Origin of the sequence: Maccoyibacter intestinihominis (assembly GCF_040096355.1) — a bacterium.
GTDB classification, from domain to species: Bacteria; Bacillota; Clostridia; order Lachnospirales; family Lachnospiraceae; genus Maccoyibacter; species Maccoyibacter intestinihominis.
Window position 1 is genome coordinate 20,780 of the sequence record NZ_JBBMEX010000007.1, and the last position, 17,473, is coordinate 38,252.

15 protein-coding genes and 1 other RNA gene are annotated in these 17,473 nt (G+C 40.8%); 5 read left to right on the forward strand and 11 right to left on the reverse strand.

Annotated elements, in window-relative coordinates:
* Positions 1–163: 163 nt before the first annotated feature.
* From ssrS to WMO43_RS07830, 3 genes are all read right to left on the reverse strand, one after another.
* A non-coding RNA gene (gene ssrS, locus WMO43_RS07820) (6S RNA) lies at positions 164–343 on the reverse strand.
* A 319-nt stretch (positions 344–662) separates the two neighbouring features.
* On the reverse strand, positions 663–2,267 hold the full coding sequence (gene pckA / locus WMO43_RS07825) for a phosphoenolpyruvate carboxykinase (ATP) (protein ID WP_353530809.1): 1,605 nt from the start codon (positions 2,265–2,267) through the stop codon (positions 663–665).
* 151 nt (positions 2,268–2,418) lie between these two features.
* Positions 2,419–2,901 carry a cytidine deaminase gene (locus tag WMO43_RS07830; RefSeq protein WP_353530810.1) on the reverse strand — a complete coding sequence of 161 codons (483 nt, stop codon included), beginning with the start codon at positions 2,899–2,901 and terminating at the stop codon, positions 2,419–2,421.
* A gap of 206 nt (positions 2,902–3,107) precedes the next feature.
* Between WMO43_RS07830 and WMO43_RS07835 the strand changes: the two genes are divergently transcribed.
* A complete protein-coding gene (locus tag WMO43_RS07835; RefSeq protein ID WP_353530811.1) occupies positions 3,108–4,472 on the forward strand; it encodes a citrate/2-methylcitrate synthase in 1,365 nt (454 codons plus the stop codon).
* A 146-nt stretch (positions 4,473–4,618) separates the two neighbouring features.
* On the opposite strand, the gene WMO43_RS07840 is transcribed toward WMO43_RS07835, so the two are convergent.
* Complete coding sequence (locus tag WMO43_RS07840) at positions 4,619–4,969, reverse strand: hypothetical protein (RefSeq protein ID WP_353530812.1); 351 nt, start codon at positions 4,967–4,969, stop codon at positions 4,619–4,621.
* Positions 4,970–5,193: 224 nt separating this feature from the next.
* On the opposite strand from WMO43_RS07840, the gene WMO43_RS07845 reads away from it, so the two are divergent.
* Positions 5,194–5,571 (forward strand): response regulator, encoded by a 378-nt coding sequence (locus WMO43_RS07845; protein WP_177963193.1) that lies wholly within the window; start codon positions 5,194–5,196, stop codon positions 5,569–5,571.
* A 3-nt stretch (positions 5,572–5,574) separates the two neighbouring features.
* Complete coding sequence (locus WMO43_RS07850; protein WP_353530813.1) at positions 5,575–6,468, forward strand: cyclic di-GMP-binding domain-containing protein, MshE-related; 894 nt, start codon at positions 5,575–5,577, stop codon at positions 6,466–6,468.
* A 222-nt stretch (positions 6,469–6,690) separates the two neighbouring features.
* On the opposite strand, the gene thrC is transcribed toward WMO43_RS07850, so the two are convergent.
* A complete protein-coding gene (gene thrC / locus WMO43_RS07855; RefSeq protein ID WP_353530814.1) occupies positions 6,691–8,181 on the reverse strand; it encodes a threonine synthase in 1,491 nt (496 codons plus the stop codon).
* A 322-nt stretch (positions 8,182–8,503) separates the two neighbouring features.
* On the opposite strand from thrC, the gene WMO43_RS07860 reads away from it, so the two are divergent.
* Positions 8,504–9,313: a hypothetical protein gene (locus WMO43_RS07860; protein WP_353530815.1), complete on the forward strand. Its 810-nt coding sequence runs from the start codon at positions 8,504–8,506 to the stop codon at positions 9,311–9,313.
* Here the strand turns inward: WMO43_RS07860 and leuD are convergent.
* Both leuD and leuC read right to left on the reverse strand, forming a co-directional pair.
* Positions 9,300–9,785 carry a 3-isopropylmalate dehydratase small subunit gene (leuD, locus tag WMO43_RS07865; protein ID WP_353530816.1) on the reverse strand — a complete coding sequence of 162 codons (486 nt, stop codon included), beginning with the start codon at positions 9,783–9,785 and terminating at the stop codon, positions 9,300–9,302. The two genes, WMO43_RS07860 and leuD, sit on opposite strands and share 14 nt — an antisense overlap.
* Positions 9,786–9,795: 10 nt before the next feature.
* Positions 9,796–11,055 carry a 3-isopropylmalate dehydratase large subunit gene (gene leuC, locus WMO43_RS07870; RefSeq protein ID WP_353530817.1) on the reverse strand — a complete coding sequence of 420 codons (1,260 nt, stop codon included), beginning with the start codon at positions 11,053–11,055 and terminating at the stop codon, positions 9,796–9,798.
* A gap of 142 nt (positions 11,056–11,197) precedes the next feature.
* On the opposite strand from leuC, the gene WMO43_RS07875 reads away from it, so the two are divergent.
* Positions 11,198–12,091 (forward strand): LysR family transcriptional regulator, encoded by an 894-nt coding sequence (locus WMO43_RS07875; protein ID WP_353530818.1) that lies wholly within the window; start codon positions 11,198–11,200, stop codon positions 12,089–12,091.
* 127 nt (positions 12,092–12,218) lie between these two features.
* On the opposite strand, the gene ilvC is transcribed toward WMO43_RS07875, so the two are convergent.
* The 4 genes from ilvC to WMO43_RS07895 all read right to left on the reverse strand — a co-directional run bounded on the left by ilvC (position 12,219) and on the right by WMO43_RS07895 (position 17,473).
* Positions 12,219–13,241: a ketol-acid reductoisomerase gene (gene ilvC, locus WMO43_RS07880; RefSeq protein ID WP_353530819.1), complete on the reverse strand. Its 1,023-nt coding sequence runs from the start codon at positions 13,239–13,241 to the stop codon at positions 12,219–12,221.
* Between the two features lie 35 nt (positions 13,242–13,276).
* Entirely contained in the window at positions 13,277–13,777 is a 501-nt protein-coding gene (gene ilvN, locus WMO43_RS07885) for an acetolactate synthase small subunit (protein ID WP_177963059.1), read from the reverse strand.
* A gap of 84 nt (positions 13,778–13,861) precedes the next feature.
* Positions 13,862–14,611 carry a TraX family protein gene (locus WMO43_RS07890; protein WP_353530820.1) on the reverse strand — a complete coding sequence of 250 codons (750 nt, stop codon included), beginning with the start codon at positions 14,609–14,611 and terminating at the stop codon, positions 13,862–13,864.
* A 27-nt stretch (positions 14,612–14,638) separates the two neighbouring features.
* Positions 14,639–17,473, reverse strand: a complete 2,835-nt coding sequence (locus tag WMO43_RS07895) for an ATP-binding protein (protein ID WP_353530821.1) — start codon at positions 17,471–17,473, stop codon at positions 14,639–14,641.

The window sequence follows — 17,473 nt, forward strand, 5'->3', positions numbered from 1 at the left end:
TAAAAGTCCTCTTCTGTACTTTTAACAGCTCCTCTTTTGTACCGGGTTCTCTTTTGTTTTCATTTCTCTTTCGTTCTATTTATCTTTTGCATATGTTCTCTTCTGTATCTTTAGAATCTTTTGTACTCTAAAAATCTTTCGTGTCCCATATACATTTTCTTCTGTAATACCCAAAATGCCGTTTCCTACAATTTTGACTCCTAGCAAAGCTAGGTGGGTGTCCGCAACTGCTCTTCTGCCTTCCGCTGCTGACGGCGGCCTGGCATTCAAGTCAGCGATATGAGAATCCCATGAACGTAAATGTAGGTTCAAAATAGTAGGGTGTCGCACATCCCAGGAATTTTTGATGCTTTTATTATACTCTAGTATTTGTTTCTTTTCAATAAAAAATAAGTTGAAAATTTTGTCAAAATTTGTAGGAAATTTTTGTATAAAATAGGACTTGCTTTTTCTATGCAAAACGTGTACGTGACGGATTTATTTCAAGATTTTCTATCCATTCTTCCGACAGGCACTTTCCGATAGATCTTCTCCTGTATCATCTAAATTTCATAATGCAAAAAACAAGACACAGAATTCAAACATCCTGTGTCTTGTAATATTTCACCCGTTAAACAGATAACGCGTCTTTATTTTCCTTTTTTTCTGCTTGTCAGAAATTTTTATTTCTGAGGACCAGCAGCTACTAATGCCTTACCAGCATCGTTTCCTTCGTATTTAGCAAAGTTCTTGATGAATCTGTCAGCAAGGTCTTTTGCTTTTGTCTCCCACTCGGAAACATCTGCGTATGTGTCACGAGGATCTAAGATTCCTGTGTCTACACCTGTTAACTCTGTTGGAACCTCAAAGTTGAAGTATGGGATTTTCTTTGTAGGTGCATTTAAGATAGCTCCGTTTAAGATCGCATCGATGATACCACGAGTATCTTTGATGGAGATACGTTTTCCTGTTCCGTTCCATCCTGTGTTTACAAGGTATGCTTTTGCACCGCTCTTCTCCATCTTCTTAACGAGCTCTTCTGCATATTTCGTAGGATGAAGCTCTAAGAATGCCTGACCAAAGCAAGCAGAGAATGTAGGTGTTGGCTCTGTGATTCCACGCTCTGTACCAGCAAGTTTTGCTGTGAATCCTGACAGGAAGTAGTACTGTGTCTGCTCCGGTGTCAGAATGGATACCGGTGGAAGTACTCCGAATGCATCTGCTGACAGGAAGATTACGTTCTTTGCTGCCGGTGCAGAAGAGATCGGACGTACGATATTCTCAATGTGGTTGATCGGGTAAGATACACGAGTATTCTCTGTTACACTCTTATCTTTGAAATCAATCTTTCCGTTTGCATCTAATGTTACGTTCTCAAGAAGAGCGTCACGTTTGATCGCGTTGTAGATATCCGGCTCAGAATCTTTGTCAAGGTCGATAACTTTTGCGTAGCATCCACCCTCAAAGTTGAATACGCCGTTGTCATCCCAGCCGTGCTCGTCATCACCGATCAGGAGACGCTTCGGATCTGTGGAAAGTGTTGTTTTACCTGTACCGGAAAGACCAAAGAAGATTGCTGTGTTCTTTCCATCTAAGTCTGTGTTTGCTGAGCAGTGCATAGAAGCCATTCCTTTTAATGGAAGGAAGTAGTTCATCATAGAGAACATACCTTTTTTCATCTCTCCGCCGTACCATGTGTTGATGATAACCTGCTCTTTTGTTGTAATGTTGAACATTACTGCTGTCTCAGAATTAAGACCTAACTCTTTATAGTTCTCAACTTTTGCTTTAGATGCGTTGTAAACAACGAAATCAGGCTCGAAGTTCTCAAGCTCTTCAGCAGTTGGTTTGATAAACATATTTGTTACAAAATGCGCCTGCCAAGCAACTTCTACGATGAAACGGATTGCCATACGGGTATCTTTGTTTGCTCCGCAGAATGCATCTACTACGAAAAGTCTCTTGTTAGAAAGCTCTTTCTTAGCAAGCTCTTTTACTGCATCCCATGCTTCCTGAGTTGCAGGATGGTTGTCGTTCTTATACTCATCAGAAGTCCACCATACAGTGTCCTTGGAGTTCTCATCCATTACGATATATTTGTCTTTTGGGGAACGGCCTGTATAAATACCAGTCATTACGTTAACAGCACCAAGCTCACTAACCTGACCTTTTTCAAAGCCTTCCAGTTCTGGTTTTGTCTCTTCCTCAAATAACGTATCGTAAGAAGGATTGTAGACAATTTCTGTAGTTCCGGTAATACCATACTTACTTAAATCAATGTTTGCCATCTTCCATTTACCTCTCTTCTTTTTTTTAGTAATAGGCGTCTACATTACGGTATCTCAATGAGACATCTTTATGTAATGTATTAAAAAAAATACACTACAGTACACTATACACTATGTTAAGTTTTTGTCAATATCTTTTGACGAAATTTCTTTAATTTTTACCGTCAGATGCTGCGGATAAATCACTCTTCGAAAATGATGCCGGTAACAGTTCTGCTAAGGTCATTTTCCTGTATTCACAGCTCTTTGCTGCCATCAGCACGACGAACTTCTCAGGCTCTGTAAATTCTAACAATACCTGACGGCAGACTCCACAGGGTGCTAGGTATTCTTCCGCGTCCCCGCAGACTGCGATCGCCCTAAATTCCCGCTCGCCTTCGGACACTGCTTTAAAGACTGCTGTCCGCTCTGCACAGTTCGTTGGCGTATATGCAGCATTTTCTATATTACAGCCGGTATAGATCCTGCCACTCTTTGTAAGGAGTGCCGCTCCGACCCGGAAGCCTGAATATGGAGAATAGGAATATTCTTTGGCTTCTCCTGCTTTTTTTACTAACAGTTCTTCTGTTTTTTTATCTAAATGCTTTAAATCCAAATGATCTGAATTTAAGTTTTGATCCTGCACTTCACTCATGTACTACCCTCCTCACTTTGCCTTTCTGCCCGTAAAATACAGACACGCTTTTCCCTCTGAGTATACCATAATTTTATCAGATACTGTCTGCATATTTATAAAATAATCGTAAATTTTTCTTAAAAAAAGTTTGAAATCGTGGAATTTTTCTTGTGTCGGTATTCATAGAATGTTATGATATATCAGAAACATAAAGGAGGGAAACTATGACTACAAATAATTTTTGCGAATTAACTCCTGAAATTATGGAGCTCTCAAAAAAGTGTTCTGAGGCTGCTACGATCGACCCTGAGTTATATGGTAAATATGATGTAAAACGCGGTCTGCGTGATCTGAATGGTAAGGGTGTTCTTGTTGGTCTGACAGAAATTTCTGATGTCTGCTCCACTAAGATTGTAGACGGAAAATCAGTTCCTGCCGATGGAAGTCTCTACTACCGGGGCTACAATGTAGAGGATATCATCAAAGGAATTGACAAAAGCAGCCATTTCGGTTTTGAAGAGTGTACTTATCTGTTGCTCTTTGGAAAACTGCCTACAAAGGAAGAATTACAGAGCTTTTGTGCACTGTTGAGTCAATACCGTACCCTGCCGACGAGTTTTGTGCGTGATATCATTATGAAAGCGCCGAGCAAGGATATGATGAATACTCTCGCCAGAAGCGTTCTGACTCTGTATTCTTATGATGACCGTGCAGACGATATCACACTGCCGAATGTTCTTCGTCAGTGTCTTCAGCTCATCAGTCTGTTTCCGCTGTTATCGGTTTATGGCTATCAGGCTTACAACCACTATCATGATGGTGCCAGCCTTTTTATCCATGCTCCACAGCCGGAACAGTCTACTGCCGAGACGATCCTGCATGTACTGCGTCCTGACAGCAAATACACACCATTAGAAGCAAAGCTGTTAGACATTGCTCTGATCCTTCATATGGAACACGGCGGTGGTAACAACTCTACTTTTACCACACATCTCGTCTCCTCTTCAGGAACCGATACTTATTCTGCGATCGCAGCAGCCATCGGCTCTTTAAAAGGTCCAAGACACGGCGGTGCGAATATCAAAGTTGTAAAAATGTTTGATGATATGAAAAAACATTTACATGACTGGACCGATGAGGCTGAGGTAGAAGCATACCTGCGGGCACTTTTGAACAAAAAGGCATTTGACCATGCCGGACTGATCTATGGTATGGGTCACGCAGTATACTCACTTTCCGATCCCCGTGCAAGGATCTTCCGCTCTTTCGTAGAAGAACTGTCACAGGAAAAAGGACTCAATGAGGAATTTGCACTCTACACTTTAGTAGAACGCCTTGCACCAAAAGTCATTGCCGAAGAAAGAAAAATTTACAAAGGTGTCAGTCCAAATGTGGATTTCTTCTCAGGATTCGCTTACAGCATGTTAGATCTTCCGTTAGAACTGTACACTCCTATTTTTGCGATCGCCCGTATTGCCGGATGGAGTGCTCACCGTTTAGAAGAATTATCTTACAATGGCAAGATCATGCGTCCTGCCTATAAAAATGTCTGTGACCACAGGGAGTTCATTCCTATGGATCAGCGTTAACAAGATTGTTTTCACGATCAGACATCTTATGCCCTAATGAAAACAGAAAGAGAATTCCCAAAGTCACTATCGACTTTCAGGAATTCCCTCTTTCCTTTTTCTTTCTGCTTCTTTTTTCGGATTTTTATCTTTCTGATCTCCACATTTTATTTCAGATATTTTTCTCTGGCACTTCTCATTTCCTTACAGAACCATAATACCGCTATGATAAAAACAGTCAATGCAATGATATTCAATAATTTAATGGAGCCAAGACCATACTCATTGATCGTGCAGACCGCTCCATAGACAATACAAAGGATTCCAAATACCAGAGTCTTTTGATACATCGCCTCACAAAATCCTACCGGATCTTTGCAACCGGTCAACTCTTCTGCCGGGATCAGCATACTTGCCGGCACATTGGTCTTATGCATCTGTAACGCTCCCCGTACAATTAAAAATCCATATCCTAAAATTACAATATCAAAAATCATCAGAAAATTAATTGATTCCATGTTTTCCTCTCTTTTCTCCTGTTATTTTGCAAATGTCCATCATGCAAGCATGTTGACTCGCTTGCACTCATTATATCATTCTTATCCTGTTTTGCAATTTACTTTCTTGTTATTTTCGGTAATTTTCGTCGATATTCGTCAAATGTCACAAAATAACGATTGAATCATACCGGTAATTAGTGTAAAATAAAATAAATACATTAGATTATTGGAGGGTTTCGTGTATGTTACTTGAAAACGCAAAAATATTAGTTGGTGATGATTCTATTCTTGCCAGAAAACAGCTAAAGGATGTGCTGACTTCTTTCGGTGCTAAGAACTTTATTGATGCAGCGAACGGTCAGGAAGCGATCGATCAATATAAAGCCGAAAAACCGGATCTCGTATTTTTAGACATTGTAATGCCTGTTAAAGACGGCATTGCTGCTGTACAGGAAATCTGTGAATTTGACGCTTCCGCAGATATTGTGATCGTATCTTCTGTCGGAACACAGCATCAGTTAAAACAGGCAATCGAAGCAGGTGCAAAGGACTTTGTTCAGAAACCTTTAAATGCAGAACAGGTGGAGAATATTATTAAGATTCGATTTGAAGGGAGATAAGCTATGTATACACAATTTTTTGGCAACTATCTTTTGGAAAAAGACATCATTACCACAGAACAGCTTTTAGATGCTTTACAGGAGCAGTCTAAGGTTCATTTAAAACTGGGTACTCTTGCGATCCATGAAGGATATATGACTGCCGGCGAGGTAGATAATATCATTATCATGCAGACGCATCAGGATAAGAAATTTGGAGAACTTGCCATTGAAGAAGGTTATCTGACAGAAGAACAGGTCAATGCTCTTTTAGAGGCTCAGAAACCGGACTATCTGCTTCTTGGACAGGCTTTAATCGAGAAGGGAATCCTGACCAATACACAGTTTGAAAATATTCTGATCGAATATCAGTCTGACAATGAGATTTACAACTTAGATCTTACGGATTTCCAGAAGAAAAAATTCGATGAGATGATCCACGGACTGGGTGATTATATTGATGAATTACAGTCGAAACGTTTAGTAGAATATTTACAGCTTTTAATTACAAATCTGATCCGTTTTATCGGCAATGATTTTACCATCCTCTCTCCGCTTCCATGCAAAGAGTATCCTGCTGTTTACTGTGTAAACCAGAATATCGATGGTGCTTTCACGGTAAGCTCTTATTTAGATACTACCGAAGTAGCTGCGATTGAATTTGCATCCCGTTATGCCAATGACAGCTTTACAGAATTTGATGACTATGTAAAAGCTTCCCTAGAAGATTTCTTAAATCTTCACAACGGATTATTCAATGTAAATATGTCAAATACTTATTCTACCGAGCTTCAGCTTTTACCGCCTGAGGTTCATACTGATTGTTTACTGACCTTTGAAGATGAACATTTCATCCTTCCGGTAATCTATCCGTTTGGAACATTGAATTTTATCTTCTATATTTCTAAATCTAAATAATGAAACGTTCAGATTTTAAGATAGGATTTTCCAAATTGACTTACATAATTCTACATACTACAAAACAAAGAACTCCGGTACCCACCGGAGTTCTTTGTTTGAAACCTTATCTTATTACAGTTCTTCTCAAACACAAGACACTGCTGTCTCAATACTTTTTACACAGGACATTGCTGTATCTTACATCTCAATGCTTCTGCTTATATTTTTTATATTTCTGAATTACATACCAAGAAATTCTTTAACGACCCTTGGCATCTCATCCACTTCACAGGTTGCCTTATGACGTACCGGTGCATTGCGGATCTCTTCGATCGCATTCGGTATTTTTACATTGCCGATCTTGGATAATTCATCGATCAGTTCAAACTCTTCCATTGTATCGTATTTTGGATCGATCGCATCCATAACGCTTCTGCTGAATTTGAACGGACTTGCTGTAGATGCAATGACAGTTGTGGTCTGGTCATCCTTTGTCTCTGCTTTATATTTTCCATATACACTTGATGCAACTGCTGTATGTGTATCTAAAATATATCCTGTTTTTTCATAAAGTGTACGGATTGCCTCTGCAGTCTCTTCTTCGCTTGCATAATTTCCATAGAAATCTTTTAATTTTTCCTGCATCTGTGGTGTGATCTCATAGACACCTTCTTTTGTCAGTGCAGTCATAAATTCTACATTTTTCTTTGCATCATTTCCGGCTGCCCAGTAGATCAGACGTTCTAAGTTTGAAGAGATCAATATATCCATAGATGGAGAGGATGTCAGGATAAACTCACGATTCTTGTCATATTTTCCGGTTTCAAAGAAATCATAGAGTACTTTATTCTCATTGGATGCACAGATTAATTTTGCAACCGGAAGTCCCATATTTTTTGCATAAAATGCAGATAAGATATTTCCAAAGTTTCCGGTCGGTACTACGATGTTAATTTTCTCATCTTTTGCAATTTTCCCATTTGCATATAATTTTGCATAAGCATATACATAATATGTAATCTGCGGTATGAATCTTCCGATATTGATGGAGTTTGCAGAAGAAAACTGATATCCTGCAGCATCTAACTCTTTTGCTAACTCTTTGTCAGAAAACATTTTTTTCACACCGGTCTGTGCCTGGTCAAAGTTGCCGTTGATTCCGACTACATAGGTGTTATCCCCTTTCTGGGTCACCATCTGCTGCTTCTGGATCGGGCTGACTCCGTCTTTTGGATAAAAGACAACGATCTTTGTTCCCTCTACATCTGCAAATCCTGCCAGCGCTGCTTTTCCCGTGTCTCCGGAAGTTGCTGTTAAGATCACGATCTCATTATTTACCTGATTTTTCTTTGCTGCTGTTGTCAGTAAATGAGGAAGGATTGACAATGCCATGTCCTTGAATGCAATGGTTGCCCCGTGGAACAGTTCTAAATAATATGCTCCATCTGCCTCTACTAACGGCGCGATCTCTTCTGTGTCAAATTTGCTGTCATATGCCTTATTGATACAGTTCTTTAACTCTTCTTCGGTAAAGTCGGTAAAAAAGAGCTTCATGACCGCATATGCTGTCTCCTGATAAGACATCTTCGCTAACTCTTCGATTGTAACATCCAGCTTTGGAATCGACTCCGGCACAAATAATCCGCCATCATCTGCAAGTCCCTTTAAAATTGCCTTGGATGCAGTTACTTTTTCTTCACCATTTCTTGTACTTGAATATAACAAATCCATCTTCTTATCCTCTTCCTGTTGTTCTATTTTCTTCACTGATTTTCATTATAATGGAAAGGAATATCGACTGTCAATATGCGATTATGTGTGATATAATGAGTGCAAGCGAGGCAACATGCTTGCATGATTGACGAACGACGAAATTACTGAGTGAGCTTTACTCACGATGTAATGAGTGCAAGCGAAAAGAATGTGCTTGCACATTCGGTGAGCGACAAATGTTGATCATGTGCTGTTTTTGCACATGATATAATGAGTGCAAACGAGTCATCATGCGTAGCAAACCTAAGCATATCAAATCCCCCCCACAAAAGGAGTCCCCATGTTACCAGGCGTATATCCGGCAAAACGAAAAGACGGCACCCCATATTTCCGTGCCGGCATCCATTATAAAAACAAACATATCAGCCTTGGCAGCTACACAGAGGAATCCCTTGCCCACAATGCCTATTCCCAGGCAGATTCTCTGCTCCATGATAGCGGGATCTCTTTAGAGACTGCACTCTTTTCTTCCCAATTCCTTTCTTTTGAAAAAATTGTAGTCCTCTGTAACTTCCGCGACAATGGCATGTACATCAAAACACCCATTTATCTGCGCCGTAACTATTTTTCCTATTACTTTAGTAAAAATGAAGAATATAAATTCGATATTGACGACCTTTTTTTCTATTCCCAGCATAAGATCTTACGCCGGGGTGGACGGTTGTTTGTCAATGAATATGGAATGCAGACCAGCATCTTCTCCCGCTACGGCATCCCAAGCCATGGTGTTCCGGGCAGGGATTTTACCTTTGCTAACGGTGATTCTACTGATCTGCGCTATTCTAACGTGATTCTTTTAAACTCCTACCATGGAGTCATCCGCCATGTCCAAAACGGAATGGTACGTTTTAAAGCCCGTATCCATATCAATGGCAATTATATCATCGGTTCTTATTCAACATCCGTCAAAGCGGCTGTTGCTTATAATAAGGCGGTAGACCTTGCAAAACGTCACGGTATTGCAAAGAATTTTCCTGAAAATTATGTAGAAGAGCTCTCTGCAAAAGAATATGCAGAGCTCTATACCAAAATTAAAATCTCAAAAAAATTCCTTGCCTACTTAGATTCCATGTCATCTATTTCTGATTGATGTAGTTGACAAGCCCTTCTGCCTTAATGATCTTTTGCATAAATTCCGGGAATGGCTGTCCCTGGAATGTCGTTCCTTTCGTCACATTGGTGATCACTCCGGTATCGAAATCCACTTCCACTTCATCTCCTGCTTCAATGCCTTTTGCTGCCGCAGGACACTCAATGATCGGCAATCCGATATTAATTGCATTACGATAAAATATTCTTGCAAATGTTTCTGCTATGACACAACTTACACCCGCTGCCTTAATTGCGATTGGGGCATGTTCCCTGGAAGAACCACATCCGAAGTTCTTATCCGCAACAATCAAATCACCGCTTTTTACCTGATTTACAAATTCCTTGTCAATATCTTCCATGCAATGTGCTGCAAGTTCTTTCGGGTCTGAGGAATTCAGATATCTTGCAGGAATAATGACATCGGTATCTACATTATCTCCGTATTTAAATACGCTTCCATGTGCTTTCATCTTCTACCTCCTACAATGTATCCGGTCCTGAGATTTTTCCGGTTACGGCACTTGCTGCTGCAACGGCAGGACTTGCTAAATATATTTCCGAATCAACATGTCCCATACGTCCGACAAAGTTACGGTTTGTCGTAGAGACACATTTTTCTCCTGCTGCTAAAATTCCCATATAACCGCCAAGACACGGTCCACAGGTCGGTGTGCTGACAACGGCACCTGCTTCGATAAAGGTCTTTAAGAGTCCCTCTTCCATTGCCTGTAAATAAATCTTTTGTGTCGCAGGGATAATGATCACGCGAAGACCTTTGGCTACTTTTTTGCCTTTTAAGATTTCTGCTGCACATCTTAGATCATCAATTCTTCCGTTGGTACAGGAGCCGATGACTACCTGATCGATTGTAATATCTCCCACCTCGTCAATGGTCTTTGTATTCTCTGGAAGATGTGGAAATGCAACGGTGGATTTTAACGTATTTAAGTCAATCGTGATCTCCTGCTCATACTCTGCATCCGCATCTGCCTCATAGATCTGATACGGGCGTTTGGAATGTTCTTTCATGTATGTCTCGGCTAACTCATCCACCGGGAAGATTCCATTTTTTGCTCCGGCTTCAATTGCCATGTTTGCAATGGTAAAGCGGTCATCCATTGTCAGATTTGCCACTCCTTCTCCGGTAAATTCCAAAGATTTATAGAGTGCTCCATCCACGCCGATCATTCCGATCAAATGTAAGATGACATCTTTTCCGCTGACCCATTCAGATGGTGCTCCGGTCAACTCTACCTTGATTGCCGCCGGTACTTTGAACCATGCTTTTCCTGTTGCCATTCCGGCTGCCATGTCTGTACTTCCGACTCCGGTGGAAAATGCTCCAAGTGCTCCATATGTACAGGTATGTGAATCCGCACCGATGATCACATCTCCCGCAACGGTCAATCCCTGCTCCGGTAAAAGTGCATGCTCGATTCCCATCTGCCCTACATCAAAATAATTTGTGATTTCATGTTTGCAGGCAAACTCTCTGACACATTTACAATGCTCTGCTGATTTGATGTCTTTGTTCGGTACAAAATGATCCAGTACCAACGCTATTTTGTCTTTATGGAACACACCGTCCGTCTTCATTTTTTCCATCTCATGGATTGCGACCGGTGATGTAATATCATTACCCAGAACTAAATCCAAATCCGCTTCAATCAACTGTCCTGCACATACAGAATCCAGACCGGCATGTGCTGCCAGAATCTTCTGCGTCATTGTCATTCCCATGCATAGTTCCTCCTTTTTGTTCTGTCATAATTTTAGTGTGAAAACGTATGTAATATCTATTGTTGCTATCATAGCACAGAACATGCTATAATAACAATACATATTAAACATATTTATTATAACTTTTTGTTATGGAGGATTTATGTATCAGAATTTATCATCTTACCGGATTTTTTATACGGTTGCAAATACAAAAAATATTTCCAAAGCTGCTAAAGAACTCTATATCAGCCAGCCGGCAATCAGTAAATCGATCCAGAAATTAGAAGAAAGTCTTGGCACAAAGCTGTTCGAGCGCAGTTCCCGCGGTGTCGCACTGACAGATTCCGGAGAACTCCTTTATACACATGTAAAATCTGCCTTTGAAACACTAAGCATCGGAGAAGACCGTCTGCGGCGCTCCATTGAACTTGGAATCGGTCATCTGACGATCGGTGTCAGCTCTACCCTGTGCAAATATGTGCTTTTACCTTATCTGAAAGAATTTATCAAGGAGAATCCGCACATTAATATCTCCATTTCCTGTCAGTCTACCAACCAGACCTTAAAACTCCTAGAAGAAGAAAAACTGGATGTCGGTCTGATCGGTAAGCCTTATCTGTTAAAAAACATTGATTTTTATTCTTTGCGTGAAATTGAGGATATTTTCGTTGCCACAAAGGATTATCTGCACAACTTAAGCATCCGTGGTGTCCGTCATGACCAGATTTTACAAAATGCCACACTGATGCTGTTAGATAAGGAAAATATGACGCGTCAGTATATTGATGACTATTTTCAGGAAAATCATATCTCTTTACAGGATATCATTGAAGTGTCTAATATGGATCTTGTCATTGAAATGGCTAAGGTCAGCCTCGGTGTCGGCTGTGTCATCAAGGATTTTGTCAAAGAGGAATTACAAAACGGTACGCTTTTAGAAATCCCGCTTGGCATCCCGATCCACAAACGTGAAATCGGTTTTGCCTATAACCGGGATATCAAAGTGTCGGATTCCTTAGAAAAGTTCATTCATTTTTATGAATCCTTCCGTTAGATTTTCTACTCATAAAAAGGCTCCCTCCCAGGTAACAAGTCATATTCTTTCGCTTGTCTACCCGGAAGGGAGCCTTTTATTTTATAATTTTATTCTTTTCCTACTGAACTTTGTTCTATCGTAAAGATTAGTTGTTGATCAGCTTATCCTCCTCATTGTTCCAGCTGTAAAGTTTGCGGATTTCTTTTCCTACAGACTCTGATGGATGCTCTGCTGCTAATTTTCTCATTGCCTTGAAGTGAACCTGACGTCCTGCATCAGACATATCTAATAAGAACTCTTTTGCAAAAGAACCATCCTGGATATCGGAAAGTACTTTTTTCATTGCCTTCTTAGTATCCTCTGTGATGATCTTTGGTCCTGTGATATAATCACCATACTCTGCTGTGTTAGAGATGGAGTATCTCATTCCTTCAAATCCTGACTGATAAATTAAATCTACGATTAATTTCATCTCATGGATACATTCAAAGTAAGCATTTCTTGGATCATAACCAGCTTCGCAAAGTGTCTCAAATCCTGCCTGCATCAATGCACAAACACCACCGCAAAGAACTGCCTGCTCACCGAAGAGATCTGTCTCTGTCTCTGTTCTGAAAGTTGTCTCAAGAACACCTGCTCTTGCTCCACCGATTCCAAGTGCATATGCTAATGCCATATCTAATGCTTTTCCTGTTGCATCCTGCTCTACTGCTACTAAGCAAGGTGTTCCTTTTCCTGCCTGATACTCGGAACGAACGGTATGACCCGGTGCCTTTGGTGCGATCATGGTAACATCGACATCCTTTGGAGGTACGATACATCCGAAGTGGATGTTGAAACCATGTGCGAACATTAACATGTTGCCTGCCTCTAAGTTTGGCTCAATATCGTTTTTATACATATCAGCCTGCTTCTCATCGTTGATCAGGATCATGATGATATCAGCTTTTTTTGCTGCTTCTGCTGCTGTAAATACTTCAAATCCCTGTTGTTCTGCTTTTGCCCAGGATTTAGAACCTTCATAAAGACCGATGATAACGTTGCATCCGGACTCCTTTAAGTTCAATGCATGTGCATGTCCCTGACTTCCGTAACCGATGATCGCGATGGTCTTTCCATCTAAAAGTGAAAGGTTACAGTCTTCCTGATAATAAATTTTTGCTGCCATTATGTTATCCTCCTAAATTATAAAAAATTGATAGCTTAATCTAAATATGTAACATCGTCACAACCTCTGGTAAGTCCGGTCAGTCCCGTTCTCGCCAACTCTAAAATCTCATATCCCTGTAATAAATCTAAGAAGGAATCGAGCTTTGCCTGCTTTCCTGTCAGTTCGATGATCATGGAATCGTGGGTAACATCCACGACTTTTCCATGGAAAATCTCTGTGACATTCAAGATGGCCTGACGATCGGTATCCTTTGCACGGATCTTTACCATGATCAATTCCCTTGTTACGGAATTGTCAGGTTCTAACTTCTTGATATCCAGTACGTCTTCGAGCTTTGCTAACTGCTTTTCAATCTGCTCTAAGACCAGCTCATCTCCACTGGTTACAATTGTAATCCTTGTAAACCTCGGATCAGCCGTAACACCGGATGAAAAACTGTCAATGTTATATCTTCGGCGGCTGAACAGCCCCGAAATACGGCTTGTTACGCCTGCTGTATTCTCTACCAGAATAGATAATACCTGTCTTTTCATAGAAAATCTTCCTTTTCTTACGTTTTCACACTAAGCACATTTTAGCATACTACATTCTTTTGTCAATGTTAAAACCGAATTTTGTCAAAAAGCAAATTTTATGATCAGGCCAAAAATCAGCAAATGTACCGGGTAGAAAAAGTAAAATATATATTTAACATTTATGCCCCGCTTGCCATTATAGTGGTAGATCGGTAAAAATGCCAGTGGTGCCGTAATCTCCCACAAGAACAGCACACAGCCGCAAAGTACTTGTCGCTTTCTGTCTTTTCGCAAAAAATACAATTCTGCGATTGCAAGCACTCCAAAGGCTCCGTAATCGGTATGTAACAGATGTGCCACTCCCATTCCAACGGCTGCTACGGCAATCTGTGCCAAAAGCTGCAACGCTTCCGACCATTCCTGCTTTTCACTCACATATTTCATCCCGGCTAAGACAAGAAGTGCGATCCACAGCGTAAAAAATACATTCTGACTTGAAAAATCATACCAGCTCTTAAATACGGCAAGGTCAAATGGTACTTCTGAGATAAGGCTGAACAGAAACAGTCTGCTGAAATATTTTTTCCAGTTGCCGGTATGCAAAAATCCTTCCACTAACAAAAAGCAGAAGATCGGAAATGCGATCCTTCCGATGCCACGGCATGCCATATCCACCGCTTTCCACCTGTTATATACTTTCATTGCCTCTACGCCTGCATCCATAACGCTGCCATCTGCTGCCTTTGGCATGACTCCCCGCTCTAAAATGCTTGCTCCAATGTGGTCTATCAGCATGGTAACCATTGCTATGATCTTCAATGTGGAACCTGTCAGACCTTTTTGCTGTTCCATTTCTACCTCCATGATCTTTCTATCGTCCTATCCGATTTTCTTTAAATAGTCCTCTAAGAGACTTGTTGCGTGTTTGTAGTCTAAGTCTTCGATATAACGTTTCAATTCCTCTAGGACCTCTTCCACATCCTCTGCGTAGCGGTTTTTATAAAGCTCTTTTAAACATTCCTCCGCTTCATCCATATCGAATTCAGCAAGTGCCTTTAAAATCTGATATACACTGCTTAATTCTAACTCCGGCAGAAAATCTCCATCGCGCTCTACCTGTTCGGATGCATCCTTCAGATAGGTGTCCACTCTGGTCATAACTTCATCTAAGGTATTTAAGAACTCATCTAATTTTGCTAATATCTCTGCCTGTTTTCCTTCTTTTGCCAGCTCCTCTAACCGCAATGCCTCATCCGCTAAATCTTCTGCTCCGATATTGCGGCTGCTTCCCTTGATTCCATGTACACTGATACGGAACTGTTCTAAATCCTCATTTGCATAGTCTTGAAGCACTTCCAGCATCTGTGACATTTCCCGATAGTATACCTGTAAGATTTCATGATATTTTTCAATATTTCCACCGATATTCCGGATTCCGATCGTGCAGTCGATCTCCGGCATCAGGCTCTTGATCGGTAATATCTCTTCCTGTTCTTCCGTCTCTTTTTGCTGTATCTTATCCGGAATAAAGCGTTTCAGCACCTCTAACAGTTCGGTGGTATGCAGTGGTTTGGTAAGGCTGTCATCAAACCCGCTTTTTTCATAAAAATCGGTCGTAAATGCCACCGCATTTGCCGTGATCGCAACGATCGGTGTATCTTTTCCGTTTTCTAACTCACGCATTCTCTGCAGGGTTTCAATCCCATCCATCTGCGGCATCATATGATCTAAAAAGATGATATCATACTTTCGTTTTTTTACCAGTTCTAATGCCTTTCTTCCACTATTTACCATTTCCGGTTCAATTCCGTAAAGCTGCATCAGTCCCTGCTCTACACTAAGATTGGATTCCATGTCATCGACAAGCAGAATATGTGCTCCCGGAAAGCAGACATGTATTTTTTCTAAAAAACCGTTTGATTCCATATATGCAACTGCACGTTCTCTTGTCATATTTTTTATGAATAAAGCTTCACTGTCTGCAATCTCCTGATAAAAATAGGCTAAAAACGTTGTTCCTTCATTCAGACGGCTCTGTACGGTAATATTCCCGTCCATCATTTTGACAAGCGACATCGTAATATTTAAGCCCAGTCCGGCTCCAAATACTTTTTCCGTTCTCGCATTTTTTGTCCGTTTGAAACGCTGAAAAATCTGCTCGGCATCCGTTTCATCCATCCCTACTCCGGTATCCTGAACGGAAAGCCTGATCTTATAACGGTTCTCTTCGCGTTCGCCTCCTAAGGACAAGGTAATGGTTCCGCTTTCTGTATATTTTATGGCATTTCCTAAAAGATTCTGGAAAATCTCTTTAACCCGCATCCGGTCTCCGTAAAATGCACTTGGAAATCCCTCTTCGATCTCAATCCGGTAATCTAAGTCCTGATTGTGCATATTCATATAGACCATATTTGAGACTTCATAGAGCAGTCTCTCCATCTCATATTTCTCGTGAGACAGCTCGACCGTGCCCGATTCCAGCTTTGAGACATCTAACAGGCTGTTGACCATCTCTAATACGCCTTCTCCTTCCCGGTAAACTGTCTTTAACGGGCCTTCTAAGTCTTTTGCCGTATTTTTTCGGATCGCAATCTCACTCATACCAAGGATCGTATTCATCGGGGTACGGATCTCATGCGTCACATTTGTTAAAAACTTAGTTTTCTGGGCATTCGCCTTTTCTGCCTCTTCTTTTAATATTTCTAATTGATGACTATACTCTTCTAAATCCGTGATATCATAAACGGTCAGTGCATAACCGATCAAAACACCGCTCTGCGTCCGCACCTCACTCTTCTGACAATTATAGTTTCTGCCTTTCCAGAGTATCTTTGACCGTTTTCCGGTCATTACATCGTGAAATTCTTCACATTCTTTGACAAAATCCGGCGTTTCCCAGACCTCCGGAAAATGCTTCTCCATAAACTGGTTTGCCTCTAAAAAATGCTCTTCCGTGTCAAAGATCAAAAGTCCTAAATCCATATTGTCCGCCACCAGTGCTTTTGCATTCTGAATGACTTCCATATAATTAAAATGGTTCAGGGCATGGATCAGCAACAATGCCGACAGTCCGATTCCGATACAGACCGGACTGTAGATACTCTTTCCTTCAAACAGATATAAAATTGCGATCATCAAAGGCAGGAGTGATACCTGCAAAAGGATGTGTGCCCTTTTTTTCCGCATCTGTCCAGTGTTATCTTTTGTATTCTGATAGTATTTCCACGCCAGATAAAAACAGAAAAAAGAAGTCAGCAGCAACACTGCATAAAAGAGATAAAACCCGATCCCATGCTGTATCTGGAATTTAAAATAGCCGTTTTCTCCCGTCCGTACGTCCAGTTTCCGGTAAAACCAGTGATGAGAGGAATCTGTCAGTAATAACAGCAGGAAAAAAGCATAGGCACTCATAAATCCTATGGTGATCTTTCTGTCAATGCGAAAACCGGTGACATAGATAATGTAATGGTAGTAAAAGATAAACAATATCCCAAACACAAAATCTGACACCATCCGGTCTATGATCAGCAGCTGCGGAACATAGTCCATACAGAGCAGTTCTCCGACCGTTACTAAAAAGCAATAAATCAAGGAGACCAGCATAGACGCCATATTGATACGTCTACCCCTGCTCTCCTTTCTTCCTGCAAGACAATAAATTGCCATTAATATAATTACAATACAGATCGTGTTAATTACTAAAGGCATTCCCAT

Coding starts and splice junctions, on each gene's coding strand:
- pckA (WP_353530809.1), bottom strand. CDS start 2,267: ATGGCAAACATTGATTTAAGTAAGTATGGTATTACCGGAACTACAGAA.
- WMO43_RS07830 (WP_353530810.1), bottom strand. CDS start 2,901: ATGAGTGAAGTGCAGGATCAAAACTTAAATTCAGATCATTTGGATTTA.
- WMO43_RS07835 (WP_353530811.1), top strand. CDS start 3,108: ATGACTACAAATAATTTTTGCGAATTAACTCCTGAAATTATGGAGCTC.
- WMO43_RS07840 (WP_353530812.1), bottom strand. CDS start 4,969: ATGGAATCAATTAATTTTCTGATGATTTTTGATATTGTAATTTTAGGA.
- WMO43_RS07845 (WP_177963193.1), top strand. CDS start 5,194: ATGTTACTTGAAAACGCAAAAATATTAGTTGGTGATGATTCTATTCTT.
- WMO43_RS07850 (WP_353530813.1), top strand. CDS start 5,575: ATGTATACACAATTTTTTGGCAACTATCTTTTGGAAAAAGACATCATT.
- thrC (WP_353530814.1), bottom strand. CDS start 8,181: ATGGATTTGTTATATTCAAGTACAAGAAATGGTGAAGAAAAAGTAACT.
- WMO43_RS07860 (WP_353530815.1), top strand. CDS start 8,504: ATGTTACCAGGCGTATATCCGGCAAAACGAAAAGACGGCACCCCATAT.
- leuD (WP_353530816.1), bottom strand. CDS start 9,785: ATGAAAGCACATGGAAGCGTATTTAAATACGGAGATAATGTAGATACC.
- leuC (WP_353530817.1), bottom strand. CDS start 11,055: ATGGGAATGACAATGACGCAGAAGATTCTGGCAGCACATGCCGGTCTG.
- WMO43_RS07875 (WP_353530818.1), top strand. CDS start 11,198: ATGTATCAGAATTTATCATCTTACCGGATTTTTTATACGGTTGCAAAT.
- ilvC (WP_353530819.1), bottom strand. CDS start 13,241: ATGGCAGCAAAAATTTATTATCAGGAAGACTGTAACCTTTCACTTTTA.
- ilvN (WP_177963059.1), bottom strand. CDS start 13,777: ATGAAAAGACAGGTATTATCTATTCTGGTAGAGAATACAGCAGGCGTA.
- WMO43_RS07890 (WP_353530820.1), bottom strand. CDS start 14,611: ATGGAACAGCAAAAAGGTCTGACAGGTTCCACATTGAAGATCATAGCA.
- WMO43_RS07895 (WP_353530821.1), bottom strand. CDS start 17,473: ATGGGAATGCCTTTAGTAATTAACACGATCTGTATTGTAATTATATTA.